Raw genomic sequence first — 24,403 nt, forward strand, 5'->3', positions numbered from 1 at the left:
GTATGAAACCGACCCCACGATTCCCCCGCCTGCTGCTCGCCATCCTGGCGTGGGCCGCCGCCGGCGCCGCGTTCGCCCAGGGCGTGCTGGTGCCGCAGGCGCCGCCCGCGCAGCCGCAGGACACGCTCACGCGCGCCGCCACCAGCGTGGGCGTCAAGCGCTGCCTGCCGGCGATCACGCGGCTTTCCACGCTCACCGTGCAGGGCAGCCGCAGCCACGACGTGCTGCTCGACTGGGACCGCAAGCGTCCCGACGGCGGGCCGATGTTCTCGCTGATCGGCATGGAGTTTCCGAACGCCGGCGTGGCCGCGTCGATCACCGCCGTTCCCGACGACAGCGGTGCCTGCACCGTGTCGGCCGAGCGCATCTCGGTCGCGCCCTTCACCTGCGCGAGCGTCGGCCAACAGGAACTCTCGACCTACAAGATGACCCGGCTGCTGCCCAACTACACGGTCTACACCGACGAGAAGGAGCCGACCTCGTCGGTCTCGCTCATCGATTCGCCGCCGGGCTGCCTCATCATCCGGCGCTATGTGGAGTACGGCTGGCGGGACCCCGCCGCAGCGGGGGCGTCGCCTGCTGGCGCAGCTGCTGCCCAGCCGCCGAAGAAGCGATAGGCGTCCGTCTCCGACAAGCGGGGAGGCCCTTGGCTGGCCCCTGGGGCTCGCCGTGGGCCTGAAGAATGGTTTCGATCCGCGCGAGTCCACCATTCGTCGCGGCAGGAGACGCACCATGCCTCTGGCTTCACTGATCGGCCGATGGGCCATGCAGCCCTTCTCGAAGGCGCTGCCGCCGCTGGGCGACACCGAGCGCGCGGCGCTGGAGGCCGGCACGGTCGGTTTCGAAGGAAGGCTCTTCGCGGGTCGGCCCGACTTCGATGTACTGGCCGCCATGGGCCCGAACCGGCTCGACGAGCGCGAGCAGCGATTTCTCGACAACGAAGTGCGCGAGCTGTGCCGCATGCTCGACGACCATGCCATCGACGAGGCGCACGACCTGCCGCCCGAGGTGTGGCGCTACCTGCGCGAGAAACGCTTCTTCGGGATGATCATTCCCGAGGAGTTCGGCGGCCTCGGCTTCGGCCACCATGCGCATGCGACCGTGGTGGCGCGTATCGCGACCGTGAACGTGGCGACGGCCGTCACGGTCATGGTGCCCAATTCGCTCGGCCCGGCCGAACTGCTGCTGCGCTACGGCACCAACGTGCAGAAGGCCCACTACCTGCCGCGCCTCGCGGATGGCCGCGAGCTGCCGTGTTTCGGGCTGACCTCGCCCTATGCGGGCTCCGACGCGGCATCGATCCCCGACCGCGGCGTGCTGGTCGAGCGCGAGATCGGCGGGCGCACGAAGCGCGGCTTCCTCGTCGATTTCGACAAGCGCTACATCACGCTCGCGCCGGTCGCCACCTTGGTGGGGCTGGCCTTCCATGCCATCGACGAAAGCAGGCCGGAAGGCGAGCGCGAACTGGGCATTACCTGCGCGCTGATTCCCGTGCCGCAGGCGGGCATGGAGATCGGCCGTCGCCACCATCCGATGGACAGCGCCTTCATGAACGGCCCGATTCGCGGCCGCCAGGTGTTCGTGCCCATGGAATGGATCATCGGCGGCGAGCCGCAGGTCGGCCAGGGCTGGCGCATGCTGATGGAGTGCCTGGCCGCGGGTCGCGCCATATCGCTGCCGGCGCTGGGCTCGGCGATGCAGCAGACGGCGCTGTACGTGGCCAACGGCTACGGCCGGATCCGCGAGCAGTTCGGCATGCCGGTGGGCAGGTTCCATGCGGTCGCGGGGCTGGTGGCGCAGATGTCGGCCGAGCTCTATGCCTCCGATGCCGCTCGGCGCTTCACGGCGGCCGCACTCGACAAGGGCGAGCGGCCCAGCGTGGCCAGCGCCATCCTCAAGGTGCAGCTGACCGAGGCGGGGCGGCGCGCGGTGAACCGCGGCATGGACATCCTCGGCGGCAAGGGGATCATCTCGGGCCCGTCGAACCTGCTCGGCGTGGCCTATCGGCAGGCGCCGATCGCGATCACGGTGGAGGGCGCGAACATCCTCACGCGCGCGCTGATCGTGTTCGGGCAGGGCGCGGTGCGGTGCCATCCGCATGTGCTCGACGAAATGGCCGCCGTGCAGGCCGGGGACGAGAAGGCGCTCGGCAAGGCCTTGATGGCGCACGGCAGGCATGTGGCACTGAACCTGTGGCGCAGCCTTTTCGCAGCGCCGGTGCTCGGATCGCCGCCAGACGACCTGATGCACGAGGCGCGGCTCATCGCGCGCATGAGCGCCAAGTACGCGCTCACGGCCGACCTCGCGATGGGCCTGCTCGGCGGCAAGCTCAAGCGCATGGAGCTGCTGTCGGCGCGCCTGGGCGACGTGCTTGCGCATCTCTACCTGGCCAGCGCCTGCGTGTGGCGCTACCGGGTCGAGGTGGCGCCCGAGATGCTGCCTTTCGCACGGGCGGCGATCCGCCTTCAGATCGACGAGGCCGGAAGCATCCTGCGCGACCTCTACGCGAACCTGCCGACCGCCGGGCGGCGCGTGATCGGCGCGCTGGTGCTGCGCCGCACCGCGCACCTGGCGCCGCTGCGCGACGTGCAGCTGCTCGAGCTGGCGGAGCTGCTGCGCAAGGAACCGCGCATCGTCGCGCGCCTGGCGCCGGACCTGAGCGAGCCCGCGGCGGGCGGCCTGCTCGACCTGATGCACGCGATGGAACTGGGCACGAAGCTCGGCGAGGGCACGGCCGCGCTCAACAAGGTGCTGCGCCGCACGAATTCGCTCGAGGAGGCCGCCAGTTCGGCGCCCGACCCCGAGCTGGCGCTGGCCTACCTGAAGGCGGCGGACAAGGTCATCCAGGTCGACGACTTCGAGGGCCCGCCGCGCGATGCGCAGGGCAGGGCGGACCTCAGGCCGGCTGCTGCTGTTGCTGCTGCTGCGCCACCAGGGCAGCCAGCGCAGCCGCCGTCTGCTCGTCCGCCGGAAAGAACGATTCCACCGCGAGTTCCTGCAGCGTGACGTCCACCGGCGTGCCGAAGATCGTGGTGGTGCTGATGAAGCTCAGCATGCCGCTGGGCATGACCACCTGGAAAGGCACGGCGACCGCCGACAGCGCGGTGTCGATGACGGGCGCGTCGTGGCTCACGGCCGGCGGCGGATAGGCCTCCAGTTCGTCGTGCAGTGCCTGCAGCACCGCGTCGCCGGTGGCGGCGATCTGCTGCTGCAGCCTTTCGAGCAGGTGGACGCGCCACTGCGCGAGGTTGGCGATGCGCGGCGCCACGCCTTCCGGGTGCAGGCTCAGGCGCAGCACGTTGATCGGCGGCTTCAGCAGCTCGGGCGCGGCGCCCTCCATGAGCAGCGGCACCAGCGCGTTGTGCGCGACCAGATTCCAGTGGCGGTCCACGGCCAGCGCCGGAAAGGGCTCGTGGCCTTTAAGCACCAGGTCGATGGCCCGGCGCGCGGAGGCCATGGCCGGATCGTCCAGCGAGCGCTGCCTGTACATCGGCGCGAAGCCGGCCGCCACCAGCAGGGCGTTGCGCTCGCGCAGCGGAACCTCGAGCCGCTCGGCCAGGCGCAGCACCATCTCGCGGCTGGGCGCGGCGCGGCCGGTCTCGACGTAGCTCAGGTGGCGGGTCGAGACCTCGGCCTCCTGCGCCAGGTCGAGCTGGCTCAGGCGGCGATGGGTGCGCCAGTGCCGCAGGTGGACGCCGAAGGGATCGCGCGCGCCGGGCTGGCCGGCCTTGGACGAGTGGGAGTGGGTTGTGCTCATGGGGCCGCATTCTGGCGCGGCTACGGCGCGCCGCCATGACCTCCCAGGTCATCGACCCGATGCACGCCAGCCGGAATCATCGACCCCAACGCGGCAGGACCGGCTTGCAGCGTAACCACCCAAGGAGAGATTCCATGTCCGTCTTCGCATCCCCCCGCTTCCTGCCCAACGTGATGTGGGCCGACGCCGCCTCCTGCGCCGCGACCGGCGCGCTGCAGGTGGCTTTCACCGACGCGCTGGCTCGCCTGACCGGGCTGCCCGCGCCGCTGCTCATGGGCACCGGCGTGTTCCTGCTGGTCTACGCGGCCATGGCGGCCTTCATGGCCAGCCGCGCCACGCCGCCGCGCATGCTGATCGGCCTCGTCGTCGTCGGCAATTTCGGCTGGGCCGTGGCCTGCATCTCGCTGCTGGTGAGCGGCATCTTTCCGGTCACAGCCGTCGGCGTGGCCTGGGTGCTGGCGCAGGCCGTGTGCGTGATCGTGCTGGCCGAGCTGCAGTGGACCGGGCTGCGCCGCAGCCGCGGCGGCGCGCGCCCCGCCGCGAGCCTGACGCCGGCCGGCCGCTGGTGAGCCCCCGCGATGCCCGCGGCGCCCCTGTTTCCCGTGTTTTTCGCGATGAGGAACAGGGGGCCGGACATGGCGCCGGAAGAGGCCAGCAGGGGAGAAGACCGACTACAACGGTTGACATTCATCCCTGCTATCTTTGAGAGGCTTCCACGAACAAACAGGAGTCTCTCTATGGCCAAAGCCCCGGCGCATGCCTTTGCGTCCACCCTCAAGACCTTCAAGACCCCGTCGGGCAAGTCCGGCAAGTACTGGTCGCTGAAGGAGCTGGCCAAGCAGTACCCCTCCATCGATCGCCTCCCCGTCTCCATCCGCATCGTCCTCGAATCGGTGCTGCGCAATTGCGACGGGCAGAAAGTCTCCGCCAAGCACGTCGAGGAGGTGGCCAACTGGGCGCCCAACGCCGAGCGCGTCGACGAGATCCCCTTCGTCGTCACTCGCGTCGTGCTGCAGGACTTCACCGGCGTGCCGCTGCTGGCCGACCTGGCCGCCATGCGCAGCGTGGCCGCCAAGCTGGGCAAGTCGCCCAAGACCATCGAGCCGCTGGTGCCCGTCGACCTGGTGGTCGACCACTCGGTGATGGTCGACTACTACGGTACGCCCAAGGCGCTCGACCTGAACATGAAGCTGGAATTCCAGCGCAACAACGAGCGCTACCAGTTCATGAAATGGGGCATGCAGGCCTTCGACACCTTCGGCGTGGTGCCGCCGGGCTTCGGCATCGTGCACCAGGTCAACCTCGAATACTTCGCGCGCGGCGTCTACAAGAGCCCGAACGACAAGGAAGACAAACCTACGTACTACCCCGACTCGCTGGTCGGTACCGACAGCCACACGACCATGATCAACGGTGTCGGCGTGGTCGGCTGGGGCGTCGGCGGCATCGAGGCCGAGGCGGCCATGCTGGGCCAGCCGGTCTACATGCTCACGCCCGACGTGGTGGGCTTCGAGCTCACCGGACAGCTGCGCGAAGGCGTCACCGCCACCGACCTGGTGCTGTACGTCACCTCCATCCTGCGTGCCGAGAAGGTGGTGGGCAAGTTCGTCGAGTTCTTCGGTCCCGGCGCCGCGTCCATCGCGGTGCCCGATCGCGCGACCATCGGCAACATGGCGCCCGAGTACGGCGCGACCATGGGCTTCTTCCCGGTCGACGAGATGACGGTGGCGTACTTCGAGGGCACGGGCCGCACCAAGGAAGAGGTCGAGCGCTTCGAGGCCTACTACAAGGCGCAGGGCCTGTTCGGCATGCCCAACCCCGGCGACATCGACTACACGAAGATCGTCAGGCTCGACCTCGGCACCGTGTCGCCCAGCCTGGCCGGCCCGAAGCGTCCGCAGGACCGCATCAACCTCGGCGATCTTTCCACCAAGTTCTCGGAGCTCTACAGCAAGCCGAACGACGCCAACGGTTTCAACCAGCCGGCGGACAAGCTCAAGCTGCGCTACCCGCTGATCGCGGCCGGCAAGACCGGCGACGAGGAAGCCGCGCCGCCGCCCGCCGGCGCGCCGCTCGACGTGGTCGAGATGGTGGCCAACCGCTCGACCAAGGCCGCCGCGCACGTGAGCGCCACCGCGCCATCGGCGCCCAAGGGTGAAGTGACCATCGGCAACGGCGACGTGCTGATCGCGGCCATCACCTCGTGCACCAACACTTCGAACCCCAGCGTGATGCTGGCCGCCGGCCTGCTGGCCAAGAAGGCGGTGGAGGCCGGTCTCACGGTCAAGCCGCACGTGAAGACCTCGCTGGCCCCGGGCTCGCGCATCGTCACCGAATACCTCGAGAAGGCCGGCCTGCTGCCGTACCTCGAGAAGCTCGGCTTCTACCTCGCGGGCTACGGCTGCACCACCTGCATCGGCAATGCGGGCGACCTCACGCCGGAGATCAACGAAGCCATCACCAAGAACGACCTGATCGGCGCGGCCGTGCTCTCGGGCAACCGCAACTTCGAGGCGCGCATCCATCCGAACCTGAAGGCCAACTTCCTGGCCTCGCCGCCGCTGGTGGTGGCCTTCGCCATCGCCGGCAACGTGATGACCGACCTGATGACCCAGCCCGTGGGCAAGGGCAAGAAGGGCAAGGACGTCTACCTCGGCGACATCTGGCCGACCCCGAAGGAGATCGACCAGAACCTGCGCTACGCGATGAACGCCAAGTCGTTCCGCGCGAACTACGACAAGGTCAAGACCGATCCGGGCAAGTTCTGGAGCAGCATCAAGGGCACCAAGGGGCAGGTGTACGACTGGCCGAAGTCGACCTACATCGCCGAGCCACCGTTCTTCGAAGGCTTCAAGATGAAGCCGCACGCGTCTGACGCGGGCATCAAGGGCGCGCGCATCATGGCGCTGTTCGGCGACTCGATCACCACCGACCACATCTCGCCGGCCGGCTCCATCAAGGAAAGCTCGCCCGCGGGCATCTGGCTCAAGGCGCACGGCGTGGCCAAGGCCGACTTCAACAGCTACGGCTCGCGCCGCGGCAACCACGACGTGATGGTGCGCGGCACCTTCGCCAACGTGCGCATCAAGAACCTGATGATCCCGCCGGATGCCAACGGCACGCAGGAAGAGGGCGGCGTCACGCTGTTCCAGCCGGGCAACCAGAAGATGTTCATCTACGACGCCGCGGTGAAGTACATGGAGCAGGGCGTGTCGACCGTGGTGTTCGGCGGCGAGGAATACGGCACCGGTTCCTCGCGCGACTGGGCCGCCAAGGGCACGCAGCTGCTGGGCATCAAGGCCGTGGTGGCGCGCAGCTTCGAGCGCATCCACCGCGCCAACCTGGTGGGCATGGGCGTGCTGCCGCTGCAGTTCCGCGGCGCCGATTCATGGCAGACGCTGGGCCTCACGGGCGACGAGCAGATCGACGTGGTGATCGGCGGCGAGCTGAAGCCGCAGATGGACGTGAAGCTGGTGGTGCACCGCGCCGACGGCTCGCACCAGGAGGTGACGGTGCGCCTGCGCATCGACACGCCGATCGAGGTCGACTACTACAAGCACGGCGGCATCCTGCCGTTCGTGCTGCGGCAACTCCTGGAATAACCCCCCGGGCTTCTCGCACTTCGCGTCGCTTCTCCCTCCTCGCGAAGGGGGAGCCCGTCCTATTTCGGGATGCCGTCGAGGCGTTGCGCGAGGCGGTCGAGCACGGGACGGATCTTCTCGCCGACGCTGATCTGCGGGTTCGAGAAGCCGTCTTCCTTGCCGCCCTCGATCTCGCGCTGCTTGATCACCGGCACGGCCGCGGCGAAGGCGGCCTCGAAGGAGCGGGTCTTGCGCAGCTGCTCGTCGAACATCGCGCGGCCGAAGAAGGTCAGCTCGGACAGCCGGCCGCATCCGTACGAGGTGTGGGTGGCGTCGGCGGCGGTCATCACCAGCGTGTCCTCGCCGGCCAGCGGTTCGATCCACCCTCCCGAGTAGCAGGCCGAGACCGCCACCACCCGGTGGCGGATGCCGGCGCCGTCGAGTTCCTCGCGCAGCTCCTCCGGCGTGAGCCACGGCACCGTGAGCGGCCAGTGCGCCGCTGCCAGCCTGTGGTCGCGCGCACCGTGCGAGGTGAGGTAGATCACCAGCACGTCGTTCTCGCGGTCCATGCGCGCGGCCAGCGCGGCGATGGCCCGGCGCAGGTTGAGCGGCGTGGCCCAGGGCAGCGTCTCGGCGGTGGTCGCGTGGTTCATGAGGTGGATCACGCGGCCCCTGGCGTCGAAGCGTTCCTCCAGCACCTGGGTGACCATGTTGCTCTCGCGCAGGAACACGTCTTCCGATGCATAGGGCGCGAACACCAGCCCGTAGACGTTGGTCTCTCCCGGCTTGCCTGCCGGAAGGGCCTCGACCGTGCGTTCCCACACGGCCTGCTGCTGTTCGAAGAGCTCCTGCGTCAGCTCCATGCGCGGGCGCTCGGGCTCGGCCGACGCGCTGCCGTCGGGCAGCCACATGCGTTCCTGCGTGTAGAGCGATTGCACGAAAGTCAGCGCCAGCAGCGCCATGAATGCGGGCGCGAAGAGCGCGAGCCGCCAGCGCGTGGCGGCATCGCGCGCGGTGAGGCGCACCAGCGCCACGATCAACCACGCGCACCCGAGGCCGAACACGATCCAGTAGCCGCGCGAGTTCGCGAGCACCGAAGGCAGCCAGCCGCGCGCATAGCCCAGGGCCAGCAGGCAGAGCAGCAGGTTGGCCGGGAACATCGTCCAGGTGGCCAGCGCGAACCAGCGCGCCAGTCCGCCGCCGCGGGCCCCTCCGGACAGCGCGAACCAGCCCAGCCAAGCGAGCACCGCCAGCACCCAGAGCGTGTTGAGGCCGACGCTTGCTTGAAGGCTGGCAGGGCCGGCGATCTCGAGCCGCGCCAATCCGGTCCAGGCGAGCTCGGGCAGCAGCACGAGCAACAGCAGTTGCCAGGGAGCGGGGCGGGCGTCGACGCGCGGATCCAGCAGGCATGCGGCGCGCAGGCCGCCGACGATCCAGCGCAGCAGGCCCGCGCGCGGCGTGGCGTCCGGCACGGCGGGCGGCGGAGTGTTTGCCTCCACGGCGTTTTCGGAAGAAGGCTGCTGCGGTGCGATGATGTCCTCGGGCATGGCGCCGATCATGCCCCTGCCGGGCGCGTTTTCCTCAACAACCTTCTTCCTCTTCCTCCTCTTCTTCCCGCTCCTCCCATGCTTCGCATCGGCCTGATCTCCGACACCCACGGACTGCTGCGCCCCGAGGCGCTCGCCTTCCTGAAGGGAAGCGACTTCATCATCCATGGCGGCGACATCGGCAACGCGGAAATCCTCGAGACGCTCGCGGCCATCGCGCCGCTGACGGTCGTGCGCGGCAACAACGACCGCGAAGCCTGGGCGGGCGGCATCGCGGAGACCGAGCTGGTGAAGTTCGGCGACGTGCGCCTCTACGCGATCCACGACCTTGCGCAAATCGACATCGATCCGCGCGCGGCCGGCGTGCGCGTCGTGGTCTCGGGCCATTCGCACAAGCCTAAGGTGGAGGAGCGCGACGGGGTGCTCTACGTCAATCCGGGCAGCGCGGGGCCGCGGCGGTTCAGGCTGCCGATCGCGGTGGCCGAGCTGCGGATCGACGGCGGCACCGTCGACGCGCGCATCGTCGAACTGCCGGCCTGAAACCCCCGCCTCCGGGAGGAGGCAATCATTACCATTCGGCAAGAAAAGCCCAAAGATGAGAATGTTTCTTATTTGATGGGATATGCTCGTCCGCTCCTCCACGGAGCCAGGACCAAAGGCGAACGCAGATGCGAGCGCCGATCCATGCCGGCTCCGGAGGGCCTTGATTGCCTCCATTTCCGAAGCCGATGCTCATCCCTTTTCTCATCATGCTGCGCGAAGGCATCGAAGCCGCGCTGATCGTCGGCATCGTCGCCAGTTACCTCAAGCAGAGCGGACGCGGCGCGCTGATGCCCGCGGTGTGGGTCGGCGTGCTGCTGGCCACCGCGCTGTCGCTGTTCGCGGGCGCCGGCCTGCAGCTGCTGGCGGCCGAATTCCCGCAGAAGCAGCAGGAGCTGTTCGAGGGCGTGGTCGGGCTGATCGCGGTGGTCATGCTGACCTCGATGGTGTTCTGGATGCGCAAGGCCGCGCGCTCCATCAAGGGCGAGCTGCAGGCCTCCATCGACAAGGCGCTGAGCAAGGGGGCCGACGGCCAGGGCTGGGCGCTGATCGGCATGGTGTTCCTCGCCGTGGCGCGCGAAGGACTGGAGTCGGTGTTCTTCCTGCTGGCCGTGTTCCAGCAGAGCAGCGGCTGGGAGGCACCGGTGGGTGCGCTGGCCGGCATCGCCGTGTCGGTGGCGATCGGCTGGGGCCTCTATTCGGGCGGCGTGAGGCTCGACCTGCGGCGCTTCTTCCGCTTCACCGGCCTCTTCATCCTGCTGGTGGCCGCGGGCCTGCTGGCCGGCGTGCTGCGCAAGCTCCATGAGGGCGGCGTGTGGAACCACCTGCAGACGGTGGTGTTCGACATGAGCACCACGCTGCCGATGGACAGCCCCCTTGGCGCCGTGCTCTCGGGCCTGCTGGGCTACCAGGCCGCGCCCGTGGTGGGCGAGGTCGTCGTCTACCTGGCCTTCCTGGCCGTCTCCCTGTTCTTCTTCCTGCGTTCGGCCCCGGCGCCTGCGCCTCGCGCGGCTGTGGCCCGCTGAAACCCGCAATGTCTTCCTCTTCTTCCGACAACAACAAGCCTTCGTCCTCCAACCTGATGCGCGTGGCGGTGGCCGCGTCGGCCCTGCTGGTGGTCGCCGGCCTCGCGGCCTTCTGGTATGCCTCCAACGAAGCGAAGAAGGCGCCGGCCAAGGCGGCCGACAACGCCGTCACCGTCACGATCCAGGGCAACGCCTGCGAGCCCAACGAGATCACGGTGCCGGCCGGGCGCACCACCTTCACCATCGTCAACAAGTCGAACCGCGCGCTCGAGTGGGAAATTCTCGACGGCGTGATGGTGGTGGAGGAGCGCGAGAACATCGCGCCGGGCTTCTCGCAGACCATGACGGTCAAGCTGCAGCCGGGCGAGTTCGCCATCACCTGCGGCCTGCTGAGCAACCCGCGCGGCAAGCTGCGCGTGACGCCTTCGGCCGCATCGGACGCCGAGGCCGCGCGGCCCTCGCTGGTCAACTACGTGGGCGCGCTGGCCGAGTACCAGACGTTCCTGCGCCTGGAGGCCGGCTCGCTCGACGACGCGGCGCGCGCCCTGGCCGACGCCATCAAGGCCGGCGACCTGCAGCAGGCGAGGGCGCTCTACGTGCCGGCGCACCAGGCCTACAAGCGCATCGAGCCGATGGCGGAGCTCTTCGCCGACCTCGACACCCGCATCAACGCGCGCGCCGACTACTTCGAGAAGCGCGAGGCCGACCCGGGCTTCAGCGGCTTCCACCGCATCGAGTACGCGCTGTACGGCCAGAACGACCTGAAGAGCGTCGTGCCCGCGGCCGACAGGCTGATCGCCGACATCGGCGTGCTCAAGGAGCGACTGCGCGGCCTGAACGTACCGCCCGAGCGGCTTGCGGGTTCGGCATCGAAGCTGCTGCGCCGCGTGGCCGACAACCTGCCGGCCGGCGGCGAGGACCACTACGGCCACGCCGAGGCGGCGAACCTGCAGGGCAGCTACGAAGGCACGAAGAAGATCGCCGACCTGCTGCAGCCGCTGCTCGTGAAGGCGGCGCCCGCGCTGCAGAAGAGCGTGGACGAGCGCTTCGCGGCCCTCGACACCGCGCTGGGCCCCTACCGCGAAGGCGACGGCTTCAAGCCCGCGCCGCTCGACGAGGCGCAGCGGAAGGCCTTGGCCGATACCGTGCGCGCGCTGGCCGAGGAGCTCGGCAAGGTGAATGCCGCGCTCGGCCTGGAATGAGTTGAGAGACAGCACCATGGACAAGTCGAACGAGCCCGTTTCCCCGCACCGCCGCCGCATGCTCGGCGCGGCAGGCGCAGCCTTCGCCGGCCTTGCCGCCACATCGGCCCACGCCGTCGCGGCGCCCGCTGCCGCGGACAGCGGCGCGCAGGTGACCGACGCGCCGCAGAGCACCCACACGCAGGACCGCGTGCCCTTCCTCGGCAGGCACCAGGCCGGCATCGTCACGCCGCGCCCGACGGCCGGGATGATCGCGTCGTTCTACGTGCTGGCCGAGAACCGCGCCGACCTGGAGCGGCTGTTCCGCACGCTCACCGAGCGCGTCGCCTTCCTCACGCAGGGCGGGCCGCAGACGGACCCCGACCCCAAGCTGCCGCCGGCGGGCTCGGGCATCCTCGGGCCGGTGGTGCAGCCCGACGGGCTGACGGTGACGGTGTCGGTCGGCGCCTCGCTGTTCGACGAGCGCTTCGGCCTCGCGAAGAAGAAGCCGCTGCGGCTCAGCCAGATGCAGCGCCACCCGAACGACGCGCTCGACGCCGCGCTGTGCCACGGCGACCTGTCGATCCAGTTCTGCGCCAACACGCCCGACACCAACATCCACGCGCTGCGCGACATCATCAAGAACACGCCCGACCTGCTGGTGCTGCACTGGAAGCAGGAAGGCACGGTGCCACCTATTCCGGCGGTGCCGGGCAAGCCGGCCGAGAGCGCGCGCAACTTCCTCGGCTTCAGGGACGGCTCGGCCAACCCCGACTCGGCCGACGGCGGGCTCATGGACCGCATCGTCTGGGTGCAGCCCGGCGGCGACGAGCCGGCCTGGGCCGCGGGCGGCAGCTACCAGGCGGTGCGCATCATCCGCAACTTCGTCGAGCGCTGGGACCGCACGCCGCTGCAGGAGCAGGAGGCCATCATGGGCCGCCTGAAGCCCACCGGCGCGCCCATGGACGGCGGCAAGACCGAGCACGACGTGCCCGACTACGCGAAGGACCCCGAAGGCAAGGTCACGCCGATGGATGCGCACATCCGCCTGGCGAATCCGCGCACCAAGGCTTCGGACAAGAACCTGATGCTGCGCCGGCCCTTCAACTACTCGAACGGCGTCACCAAATCGGGCCAGCTCGAGATGGGGCTGCTGTTCATCTGCTACCAGGCCAACCTCGAGAACGGCTTCATCGCCGTGCAGAAGCGCCTCGACGGCGAACCGCTCGAGGAATACATCAAGCCCATCGGCGGCGGCTTCTTCTTCACGCTGCCGGGCGTGCGGGACGAGCGCGACTGGCTGGGGCGCTCGCTGATGTCCGCCTGAAGTCCGCCTGACTTCGCCCAAAGGCCACAAGTTTTTTCATCACTGCCCAGAACAAGGAGATCCATGACCGTGCAGTTCCGCCGCCACTTCCTCGCCACTTTCGTCGCAGGCTTCGCCGGGCTCTACGCCGCGGGCGCGCAGGCCGCCGTGTCGCCGCTCGAACTGGTCGGACCGATCTCCGACTACAAGATCTACGTCGCCGAGAACGTGCGCAAGCTGGCCGCGGACACGCGCGCCTTCACCGCCGCGGTGAAGGCCGGCGACATCGAGAAGGCGAAGAAGCTCTATGCGCCGACGCGCACGAGCTACGAGCGCATCGAGCCGGTGGCCGAACTCTTCAACGACCTCGACAAGGCCATCGACTCGCGCGCCGACGACCACGAGAAGGCCGAGAAGGACCCGGACTTCGGCGGCTTCCACCGCATCGAATACGGCCTCTGGACGCAGAAGAGCACCAAGGAACTCGCCCCCGTGGCCGACAAGCTGCTGGCCAACGTGCTCGAGCTGCAGAAGCGCCTGTCCGCGCTGACCTTCCCGCCCGAGAAGGTGGTTGGCGGCGCCGCGGTGCTGATGGAGGAAGTGGCCGCCACCAAGATCTCGGGCGAGGAGAACCGCTACAGCCACACCGATCTGTGGGACTTCCAGTCGAACTTCGAGGGCGCCTACAAGATCGTCGAGCTGCTGCGCCCGCTGGTCGTGAAGGAGAACAAGGCCTTCTCGGACAAGGCCGAGGCCAATTTCAAGGTGGTTTTCGACACGCTGGCCAAGTACAGGACGGCCGACAGCGGCTTCGAAACCTATTCGAAGCTCAGCGAACGCGACCGCAAACTGCTGGCCGGGCGGGTCAACACGCTGGCCGAAGACCTGTCGAAGCTGCGCGGCATGCTGGGGCTGAACTGATCGAAAACCCCCGGTTTGGCTGATCCCGAACGCTTTTGAAGGGGTTTGGTCAGGTTTTCGCGAGTGAGAATTGCTAGCATCTAGGTTTTGCTTACAGGTGCGCCCGGTATCCAGGGCGCCGCCCCCACCGTGCGAACCAACGATTTCGGCACCGCGCCGGCCCCGACCGCCGTCGCCCTGCGCCTCGACCAGCTTCCCAGCAACCAATGGGCCACCGTGCTCGACGTGGCCCGTCCCGAGGGCGCGGACGACCGTGAACTCGTCCTGCGCCTGACCGAAATCGGCTTCGTGCCGGGCGAGGCGGTGCGCATCGTCGCCAGCGGCATTCCGGGCCGCGAACCGCTGGCGGTGCGCCTGGGGCACACCACTTTCGCGCTGCGCCGCCACGAGGCCGCGCTGATCCACGTCACGCCGGGAGCCGCGAACCATGGTTGAAGCCGTCGTCCAGGGCCCGGGCCGCCTCGCGCCCACCGCGCAGCCGGGCCGCATCGCCCTGCTGGGCAATCCCAACTGCGGCAAGACCGCGCTGTTCAACCTGCTCACCGGCAGCCGCCAGAAGGTGGCCAACTACGCCGGCGTGACCGTCGAGCGCAAGGAAGGCTCGCTGCGCACGCCCTCGGGCCGCCGCGTCTTCGTGCTCGACCTGCCGGGCGCCTACAGCCTGAACGCCCTGAGCGCCGACGAGGCCGTCACGCGCGACATCGTCACCGGCCAGAGCAAGGAAGCCCTGCCCGACCTGCTGGTGTGCGTCACCGACGCCACCAACCTTCGCCTGAACCTGCGGCTGGTGCTCGAGGCCAGGCGCCTCGGCCTGCCGATGGTGGTGGCGCTCAACATGACCGACATGGCGAAGAAGCAGGGCATCGTGGTCGACACGACGGTGCTCGCGCGCGAGCTGGGCGTGCCGGTCATCGAGACCGTCGGCGTGCACACCGGCGGCGCGCAGGGCCTGCTCCAGGCGCTCGACACGCCCGTGGCCGCCGCCGCGCCGAAACCCTGGCAGGCGCCGGACCTCGACGACGTGCTGGCCACGCAGCGCGAGGTGCGGCGCATCCTCGGCCTCGCGGTGAAGGAACCGGTCGGCAGCCTCGCCACCAGCGACCGCATCGACCGCGTGGTGCTGCACCCCGTGTGGGGCATGCTGGTGCTGGCCGTCACCATGTTCCTGATGTTCCAGGCCGTGTTCAGCTGGGCCAACGTGCCGATGGACGCCATCAAGGCCGGCACCGAGGGCCTGGGCAACCTGCTGAAGACCTACATGCCCGAGGGCATGCTGCAGAGCCTGCTGGTCGACGGCGTGATCGCCGGCGTGGGCGGCGTGATCGTCTTCCTGCCGCAGATCCTGATTCTTTTCCTCTTCATCCTCGCGCTGGAAGACTCGGGCTACCTGCCGCGCGCGGCCTTCCTGCTCGACCGCGTGATGGGCACCGTGGGGCTGTCGGGCCGCTCGTTCATTCCGCTGCTGTCGAGCTTCGCCTGCGCCATTCCGGGCGTGATGGCCACGCGCACCATCAGCAACTGGCGCGACCGCATCACGACCATCATGATCGCGCCGCTCATGACCTGCTCGGCGCGGCTGCCGGTGTATGCGCTGCTCATCGCGGCCTTCATTCCGGCGCGCACCGTGGGCGGCGTCTTCAACCTGCAGGGCGTGGTGCTCTTCGGGCTCTACGTGTTCGGCATCGTCTCGGCCATGACCGTGGCCTGGGTCATGAAGCGCTTCCGCGACAACGCGCAGCACTCGCCGCTGCTGATGGAGCTGCCGGCCTACCGCTGGCCCAACCTGCGCAACCTGGCGCTGGGCCTGTACGAGCGCGCGTGGATCTTCATCCAGCGCGTGGGCACGATCATCCTCACGCTGACGATCCTGCTTTGGTTCCTGTCGACCTTCCCGTCGCCGCCCGAGGGTGCGACCGGCCCGGCCATCCAGTACAGCCTGGCCGGCATGATTGGCCGCGGCCTCGAGCACATCTTCGCGCCCATCGGCTTCAACTGGCAGATCTCGATCGCGCTGGTGCCGGGCATGGCTGCGCGCGAGGTGGCCGTGGGCGCGCTCGGCACGGTGTATGCGCTGTCGGCCACGGGCGACGACGTGGCGGGTGCGCTGGAGCCGCTCATCGCCGGCAGCTGGACGCTGGCCACCGCGCTGTCGCTGCTGGTCTGGTACGTGTTCGCGCCGCAGTGCATCTCGACGCTGGCGGCCGTGAAGCGCGAGACCGGCTCGTGGAAGTACGTCTGGATCATGGCGGGCTACCTCTTCGCGCTGGCCTATCTGGCCTGCTTCGTGACCTACCACGTTGCAGTGGCACTCGGAGCCGGTTAAAACCGCCGCTGACGCTGAAAGGTTTGAAGAAAAGGTCGAAGAAGAAATGGCACAGCAACTGATCGTCGGATTGATCGTCGCGGCCGCCGCGTTCTACGCGGTCTGGCGCTGGATGCCCGCGGGATGGCGCCGCGGCGCCGCGCAGAAGCTCGCGGCCGGCACGCAGCGCGCGGGCCTGATCGACGAGGAACGCGCGAAGGAACTCGCCACCTCGCTCGCCAAGACATCGGGCTGCGGCTCGTGCGACGCCTGCGGGAGCTGCGCTCCCAAGACCCCCGTCAAACAATCGCAAGCCGACCAGGCCGTCAGCCCCAGCCCGTCCACGCACGGCCGCTGAGACCGATGCCCGCTCACATCCTCGTCGCCGGGGGCGGCATCGGGGGGCTGGCCACCGCGCTGGCGCTTTCTAGGAATCGTCACCGGGCCGACGTCTTCGAGCAGGCGGCGGTCTTCGGCGAGATCGGCGCCGGCGTGCAGCTGGGCCCCAACGCCACGCGGCGTCTCGGGCAACTCGACCTGGGCACAGGGCTCGCGGCCATCGCGGCGCGGCCCGAGGCGCTGGTGGTGCACAGCGCCGAAAGCGGCTCCGAACTGGCCCGCATGCCGCTCGGCGACGCCATGCAGCGGCGCTACGGCTCTCCCTATTTCTGCGTGCATCGCGCCGACCTTCACGGCCTGCTGCTCGACGCCGTGCGCGCGCGCGGCAACGGCACGCTGGTGACCGGCGCCCAGATCAGGCAGGTGGAAACCAGCGACGACCTCGTCTGCCTGTCGAGCGCCGATGCGCGCGCCTGGGAGGGCGAAGCCATCGTCGGCGCCGACGGCCTCTGGAGCACGGTGCGGCGGCGGCTGGACAGCGAATCCGCCGCGCAGCCCCCGCGCGTTACCGGCCACACGGCCTGGCGCGCGTTGATCGAGCAATCGGCCCTGCCGGCCGCACTGCGCCGCGGGCGGGTCGATGTCTGGCTCGGTCCGCGCCTGCATGCGGTGGCCTACCCGGTGCGTGGCGGCGACTGGCTCAACGTGGTCGTTATCGCCGAGTCCGCCCCCGCCGGCGACGCGCGCGACTGGGACCAGTCGACCAGCGTCGCGGCCCTGAAGCAGGCCATGGGCCGAAGCTGCGCGAGCCTGCAATCGCTGCTCGACGCCATGCCTGCCTGGCGCGCATGGTCGCTGGGAGACCGCGCGCCGATGACCGGCCCGGCCGACATGGCGCACGAGCGCGTCGCTCTGGTGGGCGACGCGGCGCACCCCATGGTGCCGTACCTGGCGCAGGGCGCCGGCATGGCCATCGAGGATGCCGTGGCGCTGGCCGATGCGATGACCGATGCCGGTGCGGCCGACGTGCCCGCCGCCTTCGCGCGCTATGCCGAGGCACGTTGGGCACGCAACGCCCAGGTGCAGGCGCGCGCGCGCCGCAACGGCGAGATCTTCCACGCCACGGGCGCGGTGCGGCTGGGCCGCGACATGGCGATGCGCCTTCTGGGCGCGAAGCTGCTCGACCAGCCCTGGCTGTACGGCGGTTGACGGCGCCGCGCGCCGGCGCGCTCAGAGCCGGAACGTCTGCAGGTGATCGATGCGTTCGGCTAAACCTTCCTGCCCCAGGTAGTGACCGTACTTGCCGCCCTGCATCTTTGCGAGCGAGCCCTCCAGGTCGAGCAGCATCGCGTCGCGCTCCGCCACGAACGCGGGCGCCACGTCGATGCCCGCCTTCGCGCAGGCGTCCGCGATCAGGTGCGCGCTCGCCGGCGCGCCGCAGGCCGCGCACTTGACGATCGCCGCCACGTTGGGCTCCGCGCCGTTGTCCAGCAGGGCGCTCGTGAGTTCGGGCGAGATCTGCCCGTCGATGTTGCGCAGCGCATCGGCTGCCACCGGCGCGCCAGCGCGCACCAGCGCAGCGGCCGCTGCGAAGGCCCCATGGCTCACCGCGACATCGGTGGCCAGCGCGCTGCCTTGCTGCGGCCCGTCGAAGTCCACGCCGGCGGCCGCGAGTTCGGCCACCAGCTTCGCATCGTCGGTCGCGATCGCATGGCGCAGGGCCACGCGTGCGAGCTGCGGCTGGTGGCGCAGCGTGCCTTCGGCCAGCGGCGTGCGCCAGTCGACCACGGCACGGCAATAGAAGGTCACGACCTTGTCCATCAGGTCGAGGTCGAGCCCGTGGTCCTGGTGCCGGTCGTCGAGGTAGCCGAGCAGCGTCTGGCCCGAGAAGTAGTCGCCGGTGGGAGCCAGCGGGTCTTCGTCGAGGCGCAGCGCCGCGAACGCGCCGCGCAGGTCGGGGGCGACGGTGTTCACGCTGTCTTCGTGCAGCGCGTGCGTCCAGGCCGGCGGCAGGCCCTTCTTCCAGGCGACGATCTGACCGTGCCCCGCGCCGGGCTCGACCACCGCGTAGATGCGGTCGGTGTACTCGAAGCCGCCGAAGGGCAGGTGCGTGAGCTTGCCGGTCCAGGGCGTGCCGTTTTCCTCGGCGGCCTCCTGGGCCAGTTCCTGCTCGTGCTCGATCCAGCCCTGCAGGTCGTGGTAGCCGTCGCTGCCGTCCCAGAAGAGTTCGTTCCAGCTGATGCCCTCGAGGTTGCCGTTCATCTCGAGCGACAGGTCGTAGTCGAGACGTCCGCCGGCGGTTTCCTGCCACAGCGCGACCAGCGCTTCGGGAAGTGGGCCCGAGCACAGGGCCTGCACGGCCTCGATCTGCTGGCTGGGCATCGGCGGCTGCGCGTCGAAGATCACGCGCTCGGCGAACAGCACGATGCCGTGTTCGCGCAGGGTGGAGAGCTCGTCGGTTGTGAACCGGATGTCGTTCATGGCTGGGCCTCCGTTGTTTTCCAAAAATGTAGCGCTTTGCGGTCGCAGGGCAATCCGGGCCACCCCAGCTTCATGAGGGCGTTTGCGCGGCACTCGTCCAGTCGATGCGTTCGAAGAGCCGCATCAGCCGGGCCTTGCGCGCTGCGTTGAACTGGCCGATCCATGCGATGCGGCCCAGCAGGTGGCCGCGGAAGTCGTCCAACTTCGCCCGGTTCTGCGCGGCGGGGCCTCGCGTCGCGCAGCGATGCAGCACGGCCCGGAGCCTGTCGAAGTCCTCGCGCGGCGCGTTGGCCTTGTCGTTGACGACCACGCCTGTCACGCGCTGCTGGCGATGCCGCGGCATGCAGCGCAGCTTGCGCGGGTGCAGCTCGAAGCCCTCGTCGGCCGCGATGCCGTCGACCCAGGCGCGCAGGGCGCCGAACTGCGCGCGCAGCGAGGCCGGCCCGGAGAACACGAGGTCGTCGGCATAGCGCGTGTAGGTGGCGCCGAAGACCCAGGCCAGGCCCTCGAGCCGCAGGTCGAGCCTGAAGGCGCAGAGATTCGCCAGCGCGGGAGAGCAGGGCGAGCCCTGGGGCAGATGCGGCGCGGCGAGACGCTTGGCGCCCATCCAGTCGAGCCCGCCGTCGTCGCGCAGGCGCTCGATGATGGCGGCGTCGGTGCGGTGCGTGCAAAGGGCGGTGAGGGCGCGCGCCACGCCTTCGGGATAGCCGAGCGTGCGCCATGTGGCGTGCACGCGCGAGGCGCGGACAGCGGGGAAGAAGTCGCGCAGGTCGAAGCCGATCACCACTTCCTTGCCGGCATGCGCGGCCGCATGGCTCGCGACCGAACGGCCCGGCACGAAGCCGTGTGCCGCCTCATGCACCGGCACGTGCCGCAGCAGCTCGTCGAGGATGCGGCGCTGCGCGCGCTTCAGGTCGGCCTTCGGGATCTCGAGCAGGCGCAGGCCGCCGAGGCGCTTGGGCTGGAGCTGGTAGCGGTAGTGCGATGCGGGCCGGGAGCCCGGCGCGTCGGATGCGCGAAAGGCCTGTGCCGGCGATGCGAGCCAGGCCAGCCGGTCCGCGTCGAGTTCGAGCCATTGCGCGAGGTCGGCGAGCGTGGGGATGTCGGGCAGCGCGAAATGGTCCAGCCCCATCGGGCGCGGCAGCATCTGCGCGGGCCGCAGGATGATGCGCCGCACGCGCGGCCGTTCGTTCTGCTCGAAGGCCGCGTCCAGCTCGGGCATGTCGTGGATCGCCTTCGCCAGCGCGGGCAGGTCGGTGCGCTGCCAGGTGGCCTGCGAGCGGTTGCCGAGCGCTTCGGCCAGCGGCTTCAGCCAGGGCGAATCGGCACCCAGCGTGGCCGCGGCCCGTGCACGCAAGGCGCTCGGCGCGGTGCCGCCGGGCTGCCTCGCATCGGCGAGCAGGGCCCGCGCGAGGCTGCGTGCGATCCACTCCCTGTAGCTCAGTTCACGCGTCATGAATGAATGCGGGCCGTGAAGCCGGTGAGGACGGGTGGCAACCGGCCCTTCAACCAGCCGGTGATGCGCTAGCCGGGCTGCGCGGTAGCGCAGTCGGGCTCACGCGCCGGAATATCTAGCCATCCATCCACCACGGGGTTACCCCGCAGCACAAGACCAGGCGACGAATCGCGAAGCCTTGTCGAGTCTTGAAGAGCCGGTGCCGGGCGGATTGTAGGAGCCGGCTTCGGGCAGCGGGCCTACAGGTCGGTGCGCAGCTTCCAGATCTCGGGGAACAGCACCACGTCCAGCATCTTGCGCAGGTAGCTCACGCCGCCGGTGCCGCCGGTGCCGCGCTTGAAGCCGATCACGCGCTCGACCGTCGTCACGTGGCGGAAGCGCCAGAGGCGGAAGGCGTCTTCCAGGTCGGTGAGCTTCTCGCCGAGCTGATAAAGGTCCCAGTGGTCGTGCGGGTTGCGATAGACCGTGAGCCAGGCCGCCTCGACGCCGTCGCTGGGTTCGTAGGGCTGCGTCCAGTCGCGCTCCAGCCGGTCGGCGGGCACGGGCAGGCCGTGGCGCGCCAGCAGGCGCAGCGACTCGTCGTACAGCGACGGCGCGCGGTAGGCCGCATCCACCTGCGCCAGCAGGTCGGCGCGGTGCGCGTGCGGCTTGAGCATGGCGGCGTTCTTGTTGCCGAGCGCGAATTCGATGCAGCGGTACTGCGCGCTCTGGAAGCCGCTGGAGTTCGCGAGGTAGGGGCGCATCGCCGTGTATTCGGGCGGCGTCATGGTCGAGAGCACGGTCCATGCGTTGACCAGCTGCTCCATGATGCGGCTCACGCGCGCGAGCATCTTGAAGGCGTCGGGCAGCTTCTCCTGCGCGATGCAGGCGATGGCGGCGTGCAGCTCGTGCAGCATCAGCTTCATCCAGAGCTCGCTGGTCTGGTGCTGCACGATGAAGAGCAGCTCGTCGTGCGCGGGCGAAAGCGGATGCTGGGCGCTGAGGATCTCGTCGAGGTGCAGGTAGTCGCCGTAGCTCATGGACTTGCTGAAGTCCAGCTGGGCCTTTTCTTCGTGGACGATGTTCTCGGTTGTCTTTTCGGTGCTCATGATGTTTGCCGGCAGGTCATCGCCAGACAACGGCGGTATAGGAGGGCAGGCCCGCGCCGGACTCTTTCCTCGGGTAGACGAATCGCACGACCTCGTTTCCGCGCTTGAATTCCTGGTAGGTCTCGCCGCCGGGAATGCGGCCCTTCTCGCCCGGCCTGTAGCCGGAGTCGCGCGCTTCCTTCACGAGGCGCTCGAAGGCGGCCTTGTCGGTGAGGGTGAGCTGAATGCCGTCCTCGCCGCTGCGGCTGGCCACGTAGGTGGACTTCATCAGGCGCGTGGTCTGGCCATCGACGAACTTCTCGTACTCGATCATGCTGACCTGGTCGGTCACGGTCTTGTCGGCATACGAGAAGCCCTGGCTCTTGATCTGCGTGCGGAAGGCGTCGGGCGCCACCTCGGCGAAGGCCTTGAGCTGCGGCAGTGTGAAGGCCGGTTGCTGCGCCATGGCGGGCGTCGCCAGCATCAGCAGCAGCGCGGCGGAAAAAGCGGACAGTCGGTGTTTCATTGCCATGCGCCGCTCAGGTCACCGCGTTCTTGCGGTTGAACTCCTCGCGCTTCCACTCCGCGGTCTCGAGCACCTGCACGAGGTGCTCGACCGAGTTCCACACGTCCTCGAAGCCGATGTACAGCGGCGTGAAGCCGAAGCGCAGGATGTCGGGCATCTGCGAGTCGCCGGCGCGGTAGTCGCCGATCACGCCGCGCGCGATCAGGGCCTGCACGATGGCGTAGGCGCCTTCCTCGCGACTCAGGCACACCTGCGAGCCGCGCTGCTCGTGCTCGCGCGGCGTGACCAGCGAGAGACCGTGGCCGGCGCAGCGCTCCTCGACCAGCCTGATGAACATGTCGGTGAGCGCGAGCGACTTGGCGCGCAGCGCGGACATTGCGCCATGGTCGCCGTTGAAGGACTCGGCCGCCAGCACCGTGTCGAGCCCGCATTCGAGCCCGGCCAGCGCGATGATCGGCTGCGTGCCGCAGAGGTAGCGGCCCACGCCCGGAGCGGGGCGGTAGTGCGGCGTGAACTCGAAGGGCGCCGCGTGGCCCCACCAGCCGGACAGCGGCTGTTCGAACTCGCCCGCGTGCTTCGTGTGCACCCATGCGAAGGCAGGCGCGCCGGGGCCGCCGTTGAGGTACTTGTAGCCGCAGCCGATGGCGTAGTCGGCGTTGCTGTCGTTCAGCGCCACGGGCACGGCACCCGCGCTGTGCGCGAGGTCCCACACCGTGAGCGCGCCCACGGCGTGCGCGGCGGCGGTGACGGCCTTCATGTCGTGCATGGCGCCGGTGCGGTAGTTGACGTGCGTGAGCATCAGCACGGCCACTTCCTCGGTCAGTACCGAATCCGGGCCTTGCAACTCGCTCGCGTCGATCAGCTTGAGCGTGAAGCCGCGCTCGCGGCACAGCGATTCGGCGATGTAGAGGTCGGTGGGGAAGTTGCTGCGCTCGCTGATCACCAGCTTGCGGCCGCTGTCCTTCTGCTGGGACAAGGCGGCGAACAGCACCTTGTAGAGGTTCACCGAGGTGCTGTCGGTGCACACCACCTCGCCGGGTGTGGCGCCGATCAGGCGGGCCACCTTGTCGCCCAGGCGCTGCGGCAGGTCGAACCAGCTGGCGGTGTTCCACGAGCGGATGAGGCCTTCGCCCCATTCCTTGGTCACCACTTCGGCGATGCGCGCCGGCGCGGCCTTCGGCATCACGCCGAGCGAGTTGCCGTCGAGGTACAGCACGCCTTCGGGAATGGTGAATTGGTCGCGCAGGGCGCGCAGCGGGTCTTGCGCGTCGAGCGCGCGGCAGTCTGCAAGAGTCGTCATGTCGGAGGTTTCAGCGAGGGAGTTCGCGCAGCACGGCGCGAACGGGGGAGGCATCGGCGCTGACCAGCTTGAGCGGCAGCGCGATGAGTTCGTAGTCGCCCTCGGGCACGTCGTCGAGCACGAGGTTCTCGAGCACGCGAAGGTCGAGGCGGCGGATGCGTTGGTGGCTTTCCAGTGTCTTGCTGTCGGCCGGGTCGATGCTGGCGGTGTCGATGCCGATGAGCTTCACGCCCATGGCCGCCAGGCGCTCGACGGTTGCAGGGGCGTAGGCGGCGAGTTCCGGGTCCCAGCGGCCGACCGGCATGGTTGTGTAGGTGCGGACCAGCACGCGCGGGGGCAGTGTGCTGTCGACGGCGTGGGCGATGTGCTCCCACTCGATCAGCGCGCCCTTGTCGATCGCGTGGATCACGCGGCAGGGGCCGAGGAAGGGCGTGAGGTCGACGTCGCCGATGGTCTGGCCCTCGGGGTCGTAGTGCAGTGGAGCGTCGGCATGCGCACCGACGTGGGGCGAGAGCTTGATCTCGCTGACGTTGACCGGACAGCCCGGAGAAATGGTCGCGGCCCAGCGCTGCTGGTAGGGCGTGTCGCCGGGAAAGACCGGCGCGCCTTCATGCACTGGCGGCGAGATGTCCCAGATTCGGGGGCGGTGTTGCTGTGAACGCATGGCGCGAAGTTAGCGCCGGGCGAGAGGTCGTGGTGTCGGTTATTTCCAACACCAGGCGTGACAAGTTGAAGCGCGATCGTTCAGTGCAGCGAAGACAGCGCGGGCAGGCCGTGGCGGGCCCGTGCGCGTTCGCAGGCGTCGCTGCCGGCCTGCAGTTCGTGGCACGGGTTGGGGCGCCATTCGTAGATGCCGCAGCCCACAGACTGGCCGATCTTGCCGGTGAGCGCGGCGCAGCGCGGGGATGCGTGGTCGGTGCCGCGCATGCGGCAGATGGCGTCGTTCACCTCGACGGCGAGGCCCGAGGGCACCTTGCCGCCGTTGTCGTCGAGTTCATGCACGCTGAAGTCGACGCGATAGCTGGCGCAGCAGGCGCCGCATTGCTGGCAATCGGACATGCTGCGGCGCCTTTG

General features: G+C 69.2%; 22 protein-coding genes. 13 read left to right on the top strand and 9 right to left on the bottom strand.

All coding sequences use genetic code 11. The features are described from left to right. Positions 1-2 precede the first annotated feature (2 nt). Together EJP69_RS13025 and EJP69_RS13030 are read left to right on the top strand one after the other, a co-directional pair. Positions 3-617 carry a hypothetical protein gene (locus tag EJP69_RS13025; protein WP_126470488.1) on the top strand — a complete coding sequence of 205 codons (615 nt, stop codon included), beginning with the start codon at positions 3-5 and terminating at the stop codon, positions 615-617. Between the two features lie 115 nt (positions 618-732). After that, positions 733-3,006 (top strand): acyl-CoA dehydrogenase, encoded by a 2,274-nt coding sequence (locus tag EJP69_RS13030; RefSeq protein WP_126470490.1) that lies wholly within the window; start codon positions 733-735, stop codon positions 3,004-3,006. On the opposite strand, the gene EJP69_RS13035 is transcribed toward EJP69_RS13030, so the two are convergent. Next, complete coding sequence (locus EJP69_RS13035) at positions 2,897-3,757, bottom strand: helix-turn-helix domain-containing protein (RefSeq protein WP_093198564.1); 861 nt, start codon at positions 3,755-3,757, stop codon at positions 2,897-2,899. The genes EJP69_RS13030 and EJP69_RS13035 overlap by 110 nt on opposite strands. 134 nt (positions 3,758-3,891) lie before the next feature. Here EJP69_RS13035 and EJP69_RS13040 point away from each other — a divergent pair, with 134 nt between their 5' ends. Both EJP69_RS13040 and EJP69_RS13045 read left to right on the top strand, forming a co-directional pair. Further along, positions 3,892-4,326, top strand: a complete 435-nt coding sequence (locus EJP69_RS13040) for a hypothetical protein (protein ID WP_126470492.1) — start codon at positions 3,892-3,894, stop codon at positions 4,324-4,326. A 168-nt stretch (positions 4,327-4,494) separates the two neighbouring features. Beyond that, positions 4,495-7,359 carry an aconitate hydratase gene (locus EJP69_RS13045; RefSeq protein ID WP_126470494.1) on the top strand — a complete coding sequence of 955 codons (2,865 nt, stop codon included), beginning with the start codon at positions 4,495-4,497 and terminating at the stop codon, positions 7,357-7,359. 59 nt (positions 7,360-7,418) lie between these two features. Here the strand turns inward: EJP69_RS13045 and EJP69_RS13050 are convergent, their stop codons facing one another. Continuing rightward, the gene (locus EJP69_RS13050; RefSeq protein WP_126470496.1) at positions 7,419-8,885 is read right to left on the bottom strand and encodes a C13 family peptidase; all 1,467 of its coding nucleotides are present in this window, start codon (positions 8,883-8,885) and stop codon (positions 7,419-7,421) included. Positions 8,886-8,963: 78 nt separating this feature from the next. Here EJP69_RS13050 and EJP69_RS13055 point away from each other — a divergent pair, with 78 nt between their 5' ends. The 9 genes from EJP69_RS13055 (at position 8,964) to EJP69_RS13095 (ending at position 17,708) form a co-directional block, all read left to right on the top strand. Continuing rightward, a complete protein-coding gene (locus tag EJP69_RS13055; RefSeq protein WP_126470498.1) occupies positions 8,964-9,425 on the top strand; it encodes a metallophosphoesterase family protein in 462 nt (153 codons plus the stop codon). 188 nt (positions 9,426-9,613) lie between these two features. Then, positions 9,614-10,450 carry an iron uptake transporter permease EfeU gene (gene efeU / locus EJP69_RS13060; protein WP_093198575.1) on the top strand — a complete coding sequence of 279 codons (837 nt, stop codon included), beginning with the start codon at positions 9,614-9,616 and terminating at the stop codon, positions 10,448-10,450. A gap of 8 nt (positions 10,451-10,458) precedes the next feature. Beyond that, on the top strand, positions 10,459-11,652 hold the full coding sequence (gene efeO, locus EJP69_RS13065) for an iron uptake system protein EfeO (RefSeq protein ID WP_126470500.1): 1,194 nt from the start codon (positions 10,459-10,461) through the stop codon (positions 11,650-11,652). A 16-nt stretch (positions 11,653-11,668) separates the two neighbouring features. Then, positions 11,669-12,958, top strand: a complete 1,290-nt coding sequence (gene efeB / locus EJP69_RS13070; RefSeq protein ID WP_126470502.1) for an iron uptake transporter deferrochelatase/peroxidase subunit — start codon at positions 11,669-11,671, stop codon at positions 12,956-12,958. 63 nt (positions 12,959-13,021) lie between these two features. Next, positions 13,022-13,858, top strand: a complete 837-nt coding sequence (gene efeO / locus EJP69_RS13075; RefSeq protein ID WP_126470504.1) for an iron uptake system protein EfeO — start codon at positions 13,022-13,024, stop codon at positions 13,856-13,858. Positions 13,859-13,987: 129 nt separating this feature from the next. Beyond that, complete coding sequence (locus EJP69_RS13080) at positions 13,988-14,293, top strand: FeoA family protein (protein ID WP_093198586.1); 306 nt, start codon at positions 13,988-13,990, stop codon at positions 14,291-14,293. Next, positions 14,286-16,181 carry a ferrous iron transporter B gene (gene feoB / locus EJP69_RS13085; RefSeq protein ID WP_126470506.1) on the top strand — a complete coding sequence of 632 codons (1,896 nt, stop codon included), beginning with the start codon at positions 14,286-14,288 and terminating at the stop codon, positions 16,179-16,181. Before EJP69_RS13080 ends, feoB begins: the two co-directional genes overlap by 8 nt. 46 nt (positions 16,182-16,227) lie before the next feature. Next, complete coding sequence (locus EJP69_RS13090; RefSeq protein ID WP_126470508.1) at positions 16,228-16,518, top strand: DUF6587 family protein; 291 nt, start codon at positions 16,228-16,230, stop codon at positions 16,516-16,518. Between the two features lie 5 nt (positions 16,519-16,523). Beyond that, the gene (locus EJP69_RS13095) at positions 16,524-17,708 is read left to right on the top strand and encodes an FAD-dependent monooxygenase (RefSeq protein ID WP_126470510.1); all 1,185 of its coding nucleotides are present in this window, start codon (positions 16,524-16,526) and stop codon (positions 17,706-17,708) included. Positions 17,709-17,729: 21 nt separating this feature from the next. Here the strand turns inward: EJP69_RS13095 and EJP69_RS13100 are convergent, their stop codons facing one another. From EJP69_RS13100 to EJP69_RS13130, 7 genes are all read right to left on the bottom strand, one after another. Next, positions 17,730-18,980: an SMI1/KNR4 family protein gene (locus EJP69_RS13100; protein ID WP_093198596.1), complete on the bottom strand. Its 1,251-nt coding sequence runs from the start codon at positions 18,978-18,980 to the stop codon at positions 17,730-17,732. 70 nt (positions 18,981-19,050) lie between these two features. Then, positions 19,051-20,436, bottom strand: coding sequence for a reverse transcriptase family protein (locus EJP69_RS13105; protein ID WP_126470512.1), 1,386 nt, complete (start codon positions 20,434-20,436; stop codon positions 19,051-19,053). A 239-nt stretch (positions 20,437-20,675) separates the two neighbouring features. Continuing rightward, the gene (gene kynA / locus EJP69_RS13110; RefSeq protein ID WP_093198601.1) at positions 20,676-21,524 is read right to left on the bottom strand and encodes a tryptophan 2,3-dioxygenase; all 849 of its coding nucleotides are present in this window, start codon (positions 21,522-21,524) and stop codon (positions 20,676-20,678) included. Between the two features lie 16 nt (positions 21,525-21,540). Next, the gene (locus tag EJP69_RS13115) at positions 21,541-22,029 is read right to left on the bottom strand and encodes a type 1 periplasmic-binding domain-containing protein (protein WP_126470514.1); all 489 of its coding nucleotides are present in this window, start codon (positions 22,027-22,029) and stop codon (positions 21,541-21,543) included. A 13-nt stretch (positions 22,030-22,042) separates the two neighbouring features. Continuing rightward, positions 22,043-23,329 (bottom strand): kynureninase, encoded by a 1,287-nt coding sequence (gene kynU, locus EJP69_RS13120; RefSeq protein WP_126470516.1) that lies wholly within the window; start codon positions 23,327-23,329, stop codon positions 22,043-22,045. Between the two features lie 10 nt (positions 23,330-23,339). After that, positions 23,340-23,993 carry an arylformamidase gene (gene kynB / locus EJP69_RS13125; protein WP_126470518.1) on the bottom strand — a complete coding sequence of 218 codons (654 nt, stop codon included), beginning with the start codon at positions 23,991-23,993 and terminating at the stop codon, positions 23,340-23,342. A gap of 80 nt (positions 23,994-24,073) precedes the next feature. Then, the gene (locus EJP69_RS13130) at positions 24,074-24,388 is read right to left on the bottom strand and encodes a YkgJ family cysteine cluster protein (protein WP_093307027.1); all 315 of its coding nucleotides are present in this window, start codon (positions 24,386-24,388) and stop codon (positions 24,074-24,076) included. Positions 24,389-24,403: the final 15 nt, after the last annotated feature.

It is taken from the genome of Variovorax gossypii (assembly GCF_003965815.1).
GTDB classification, from domain to species: Bacteria; Pseudomonadota; Gammaproteobacteria; order Burkholderiales; family Burkholderiaceae_C; genus Variovorax; species Variovorax gossypii.

Excerpts from the sequence above, each read along its gene's own strand:
- EJP69_RS13025 (WP_126470488.1), top strand. The coding sequence starts at position 3 with ATGAAACCGACCCCACGATTCCCCCGCCTGCTGCTCGCCATCCTGGCG.
- EJP69_RS13030 (WP_126470490.1), top strand. The coding sequence starts at position 733 with ATGCCTCTGGCTTCACTGATCGGCCGATGGGCCATGCAGCCCTTCTCG.
- EJP69_RS13035 (WP_093198564.1), bottom strand. The coding sequence starts at position 3,757 with ATGAGCACAACCCACTCCCACTCGTCCAAGGCCGGCCAGCCCGGCGCG.
- EJP69_RS13040 (WP_126470492.1), top strand. The coding sequence starts at position 3,892 with ATGTCCGTCTTCGCATCCCCCCGCTTCCTGCCCAACGTGATGTGGGCC.
- EJP69_RS13045 (WP_126470494.1), top strand. The coding sequence starts at position 4,495 with ATGGCCAAAGCCCCGGCGCATGCCTTTGCGTCCACCCTCAAGACCTTC.
- EJP69_RS13050 (WP_126470496.1), bottom strand. The coding sequence starts at position 8,885 with ATGCCCGAGGACATCATCGCACCGCAGCAGCCTTCTTCCGAAAACGCC.
- EJP69_RS13055 (WP_126470498.1), top strand. The coding sequence starts at position 8,964 with ATGCTTCGCATCGGCCTGATCTCCGACACCCACGGACTGCTGCGCCCC.
- efeU (WP_093198575.1), top strand. The coding sequence starts at position 9,614 with ATGCTCATCCCTTTTCTCATCATGCTGCGCGAAGGCATCGAAGCCGCG.
- efeO (WP_126470500.1), top strand. The coding sequence starts at position 10,459 with ATGTCTTCCTCTTCTTCCGACAACAACAAGCCTTCGTCCTCCAACCTG.
- efeB (WP_126470502.1), top strand. The coding sequence starts at position 11,669 with ATGGACAAGTCGAACGAGCCCGTTTCCCCGCACCGCCGCCGCATGCTC.
- efeO (WP_126470504.1), top strand. The coding sequence starts at position 13,022 with ATGACCGTGCAGTTCCGCCGCCACTTCCTCGCCACTTTCGTCGCAGGC.
- feoB (WP_126470506.1), top strand. The coding sequence starts at position 14,286 with ATGGTTGAAGCCGTCGTCCAGGGCCCGGGCCGCCTCGCGCCCACCGCG.
- EJP69_RS13090 (WP_126470508.1), top strand. The coding sequence starts at position 16,228 with ATGGCACAGCAACTGATCGTCGGATTGATCGTCGCGGCCGCCGCGTTC.
- EJP69_RS13095 (WP_126470510.1), top strand. The coding sequence starts at position 16,524 with ATGCCCGCTCACATCCTCGTCGCCGGGGGCGGCATCGGGGGGCTGGCC.
- EJP69_RS13100 (WP_093198596.1), bottom strand. The coding sequence starts at position 18,980 with ATGAACGACATCCGGTTCACAACCGACGAGCTCTCCACCCTGCGCGAA.
- EJP69_RS13105 (WP_126470512.1), bottom strand. The coding sequence starts at position 20,436 with ATGACGCGTGAACTGAGCTACAGGGAGTGGATCGCACGCAGCCTCGCG.
- kynA (WP_093198601.1), bottom strand. The coding sequence starts at position 21,524 with ATGAGCACCGAAAAGACAACCGAGAACATCGTCCACGAAGAAAAGGCC.
- EJP69_RS13115 (WP_126470514.1), bottom strand. The coding sequence starts at position 22,029 with ATGAAACACCGACTGTCCGCTTTTTCCGCCGCGCTGCTGCTGATGCTG.
- kynU (WP_126470516.1), bottom strand. The coding sequence starts at position 23,329 with ATGACGACTCTTGCAGACTGCCGCGCGCTCGACGCGCAAGACCCGCTG.
- kynB (WP_126470518.1), bottom strand. The coding sequence starts at position 23,993 with ATGCGTTCACAGCAACACCGCCCCCGAATCTGGGACATCTCGCCGCCA.
- EJP69_RS13130 (WP_093307027.1), bottom strand. The coding sequence starts at position 24,388 with ATGTCCGATTGCCAGCAATGCGGCGCCTGCTGCGCCAGCTATCGCGTC.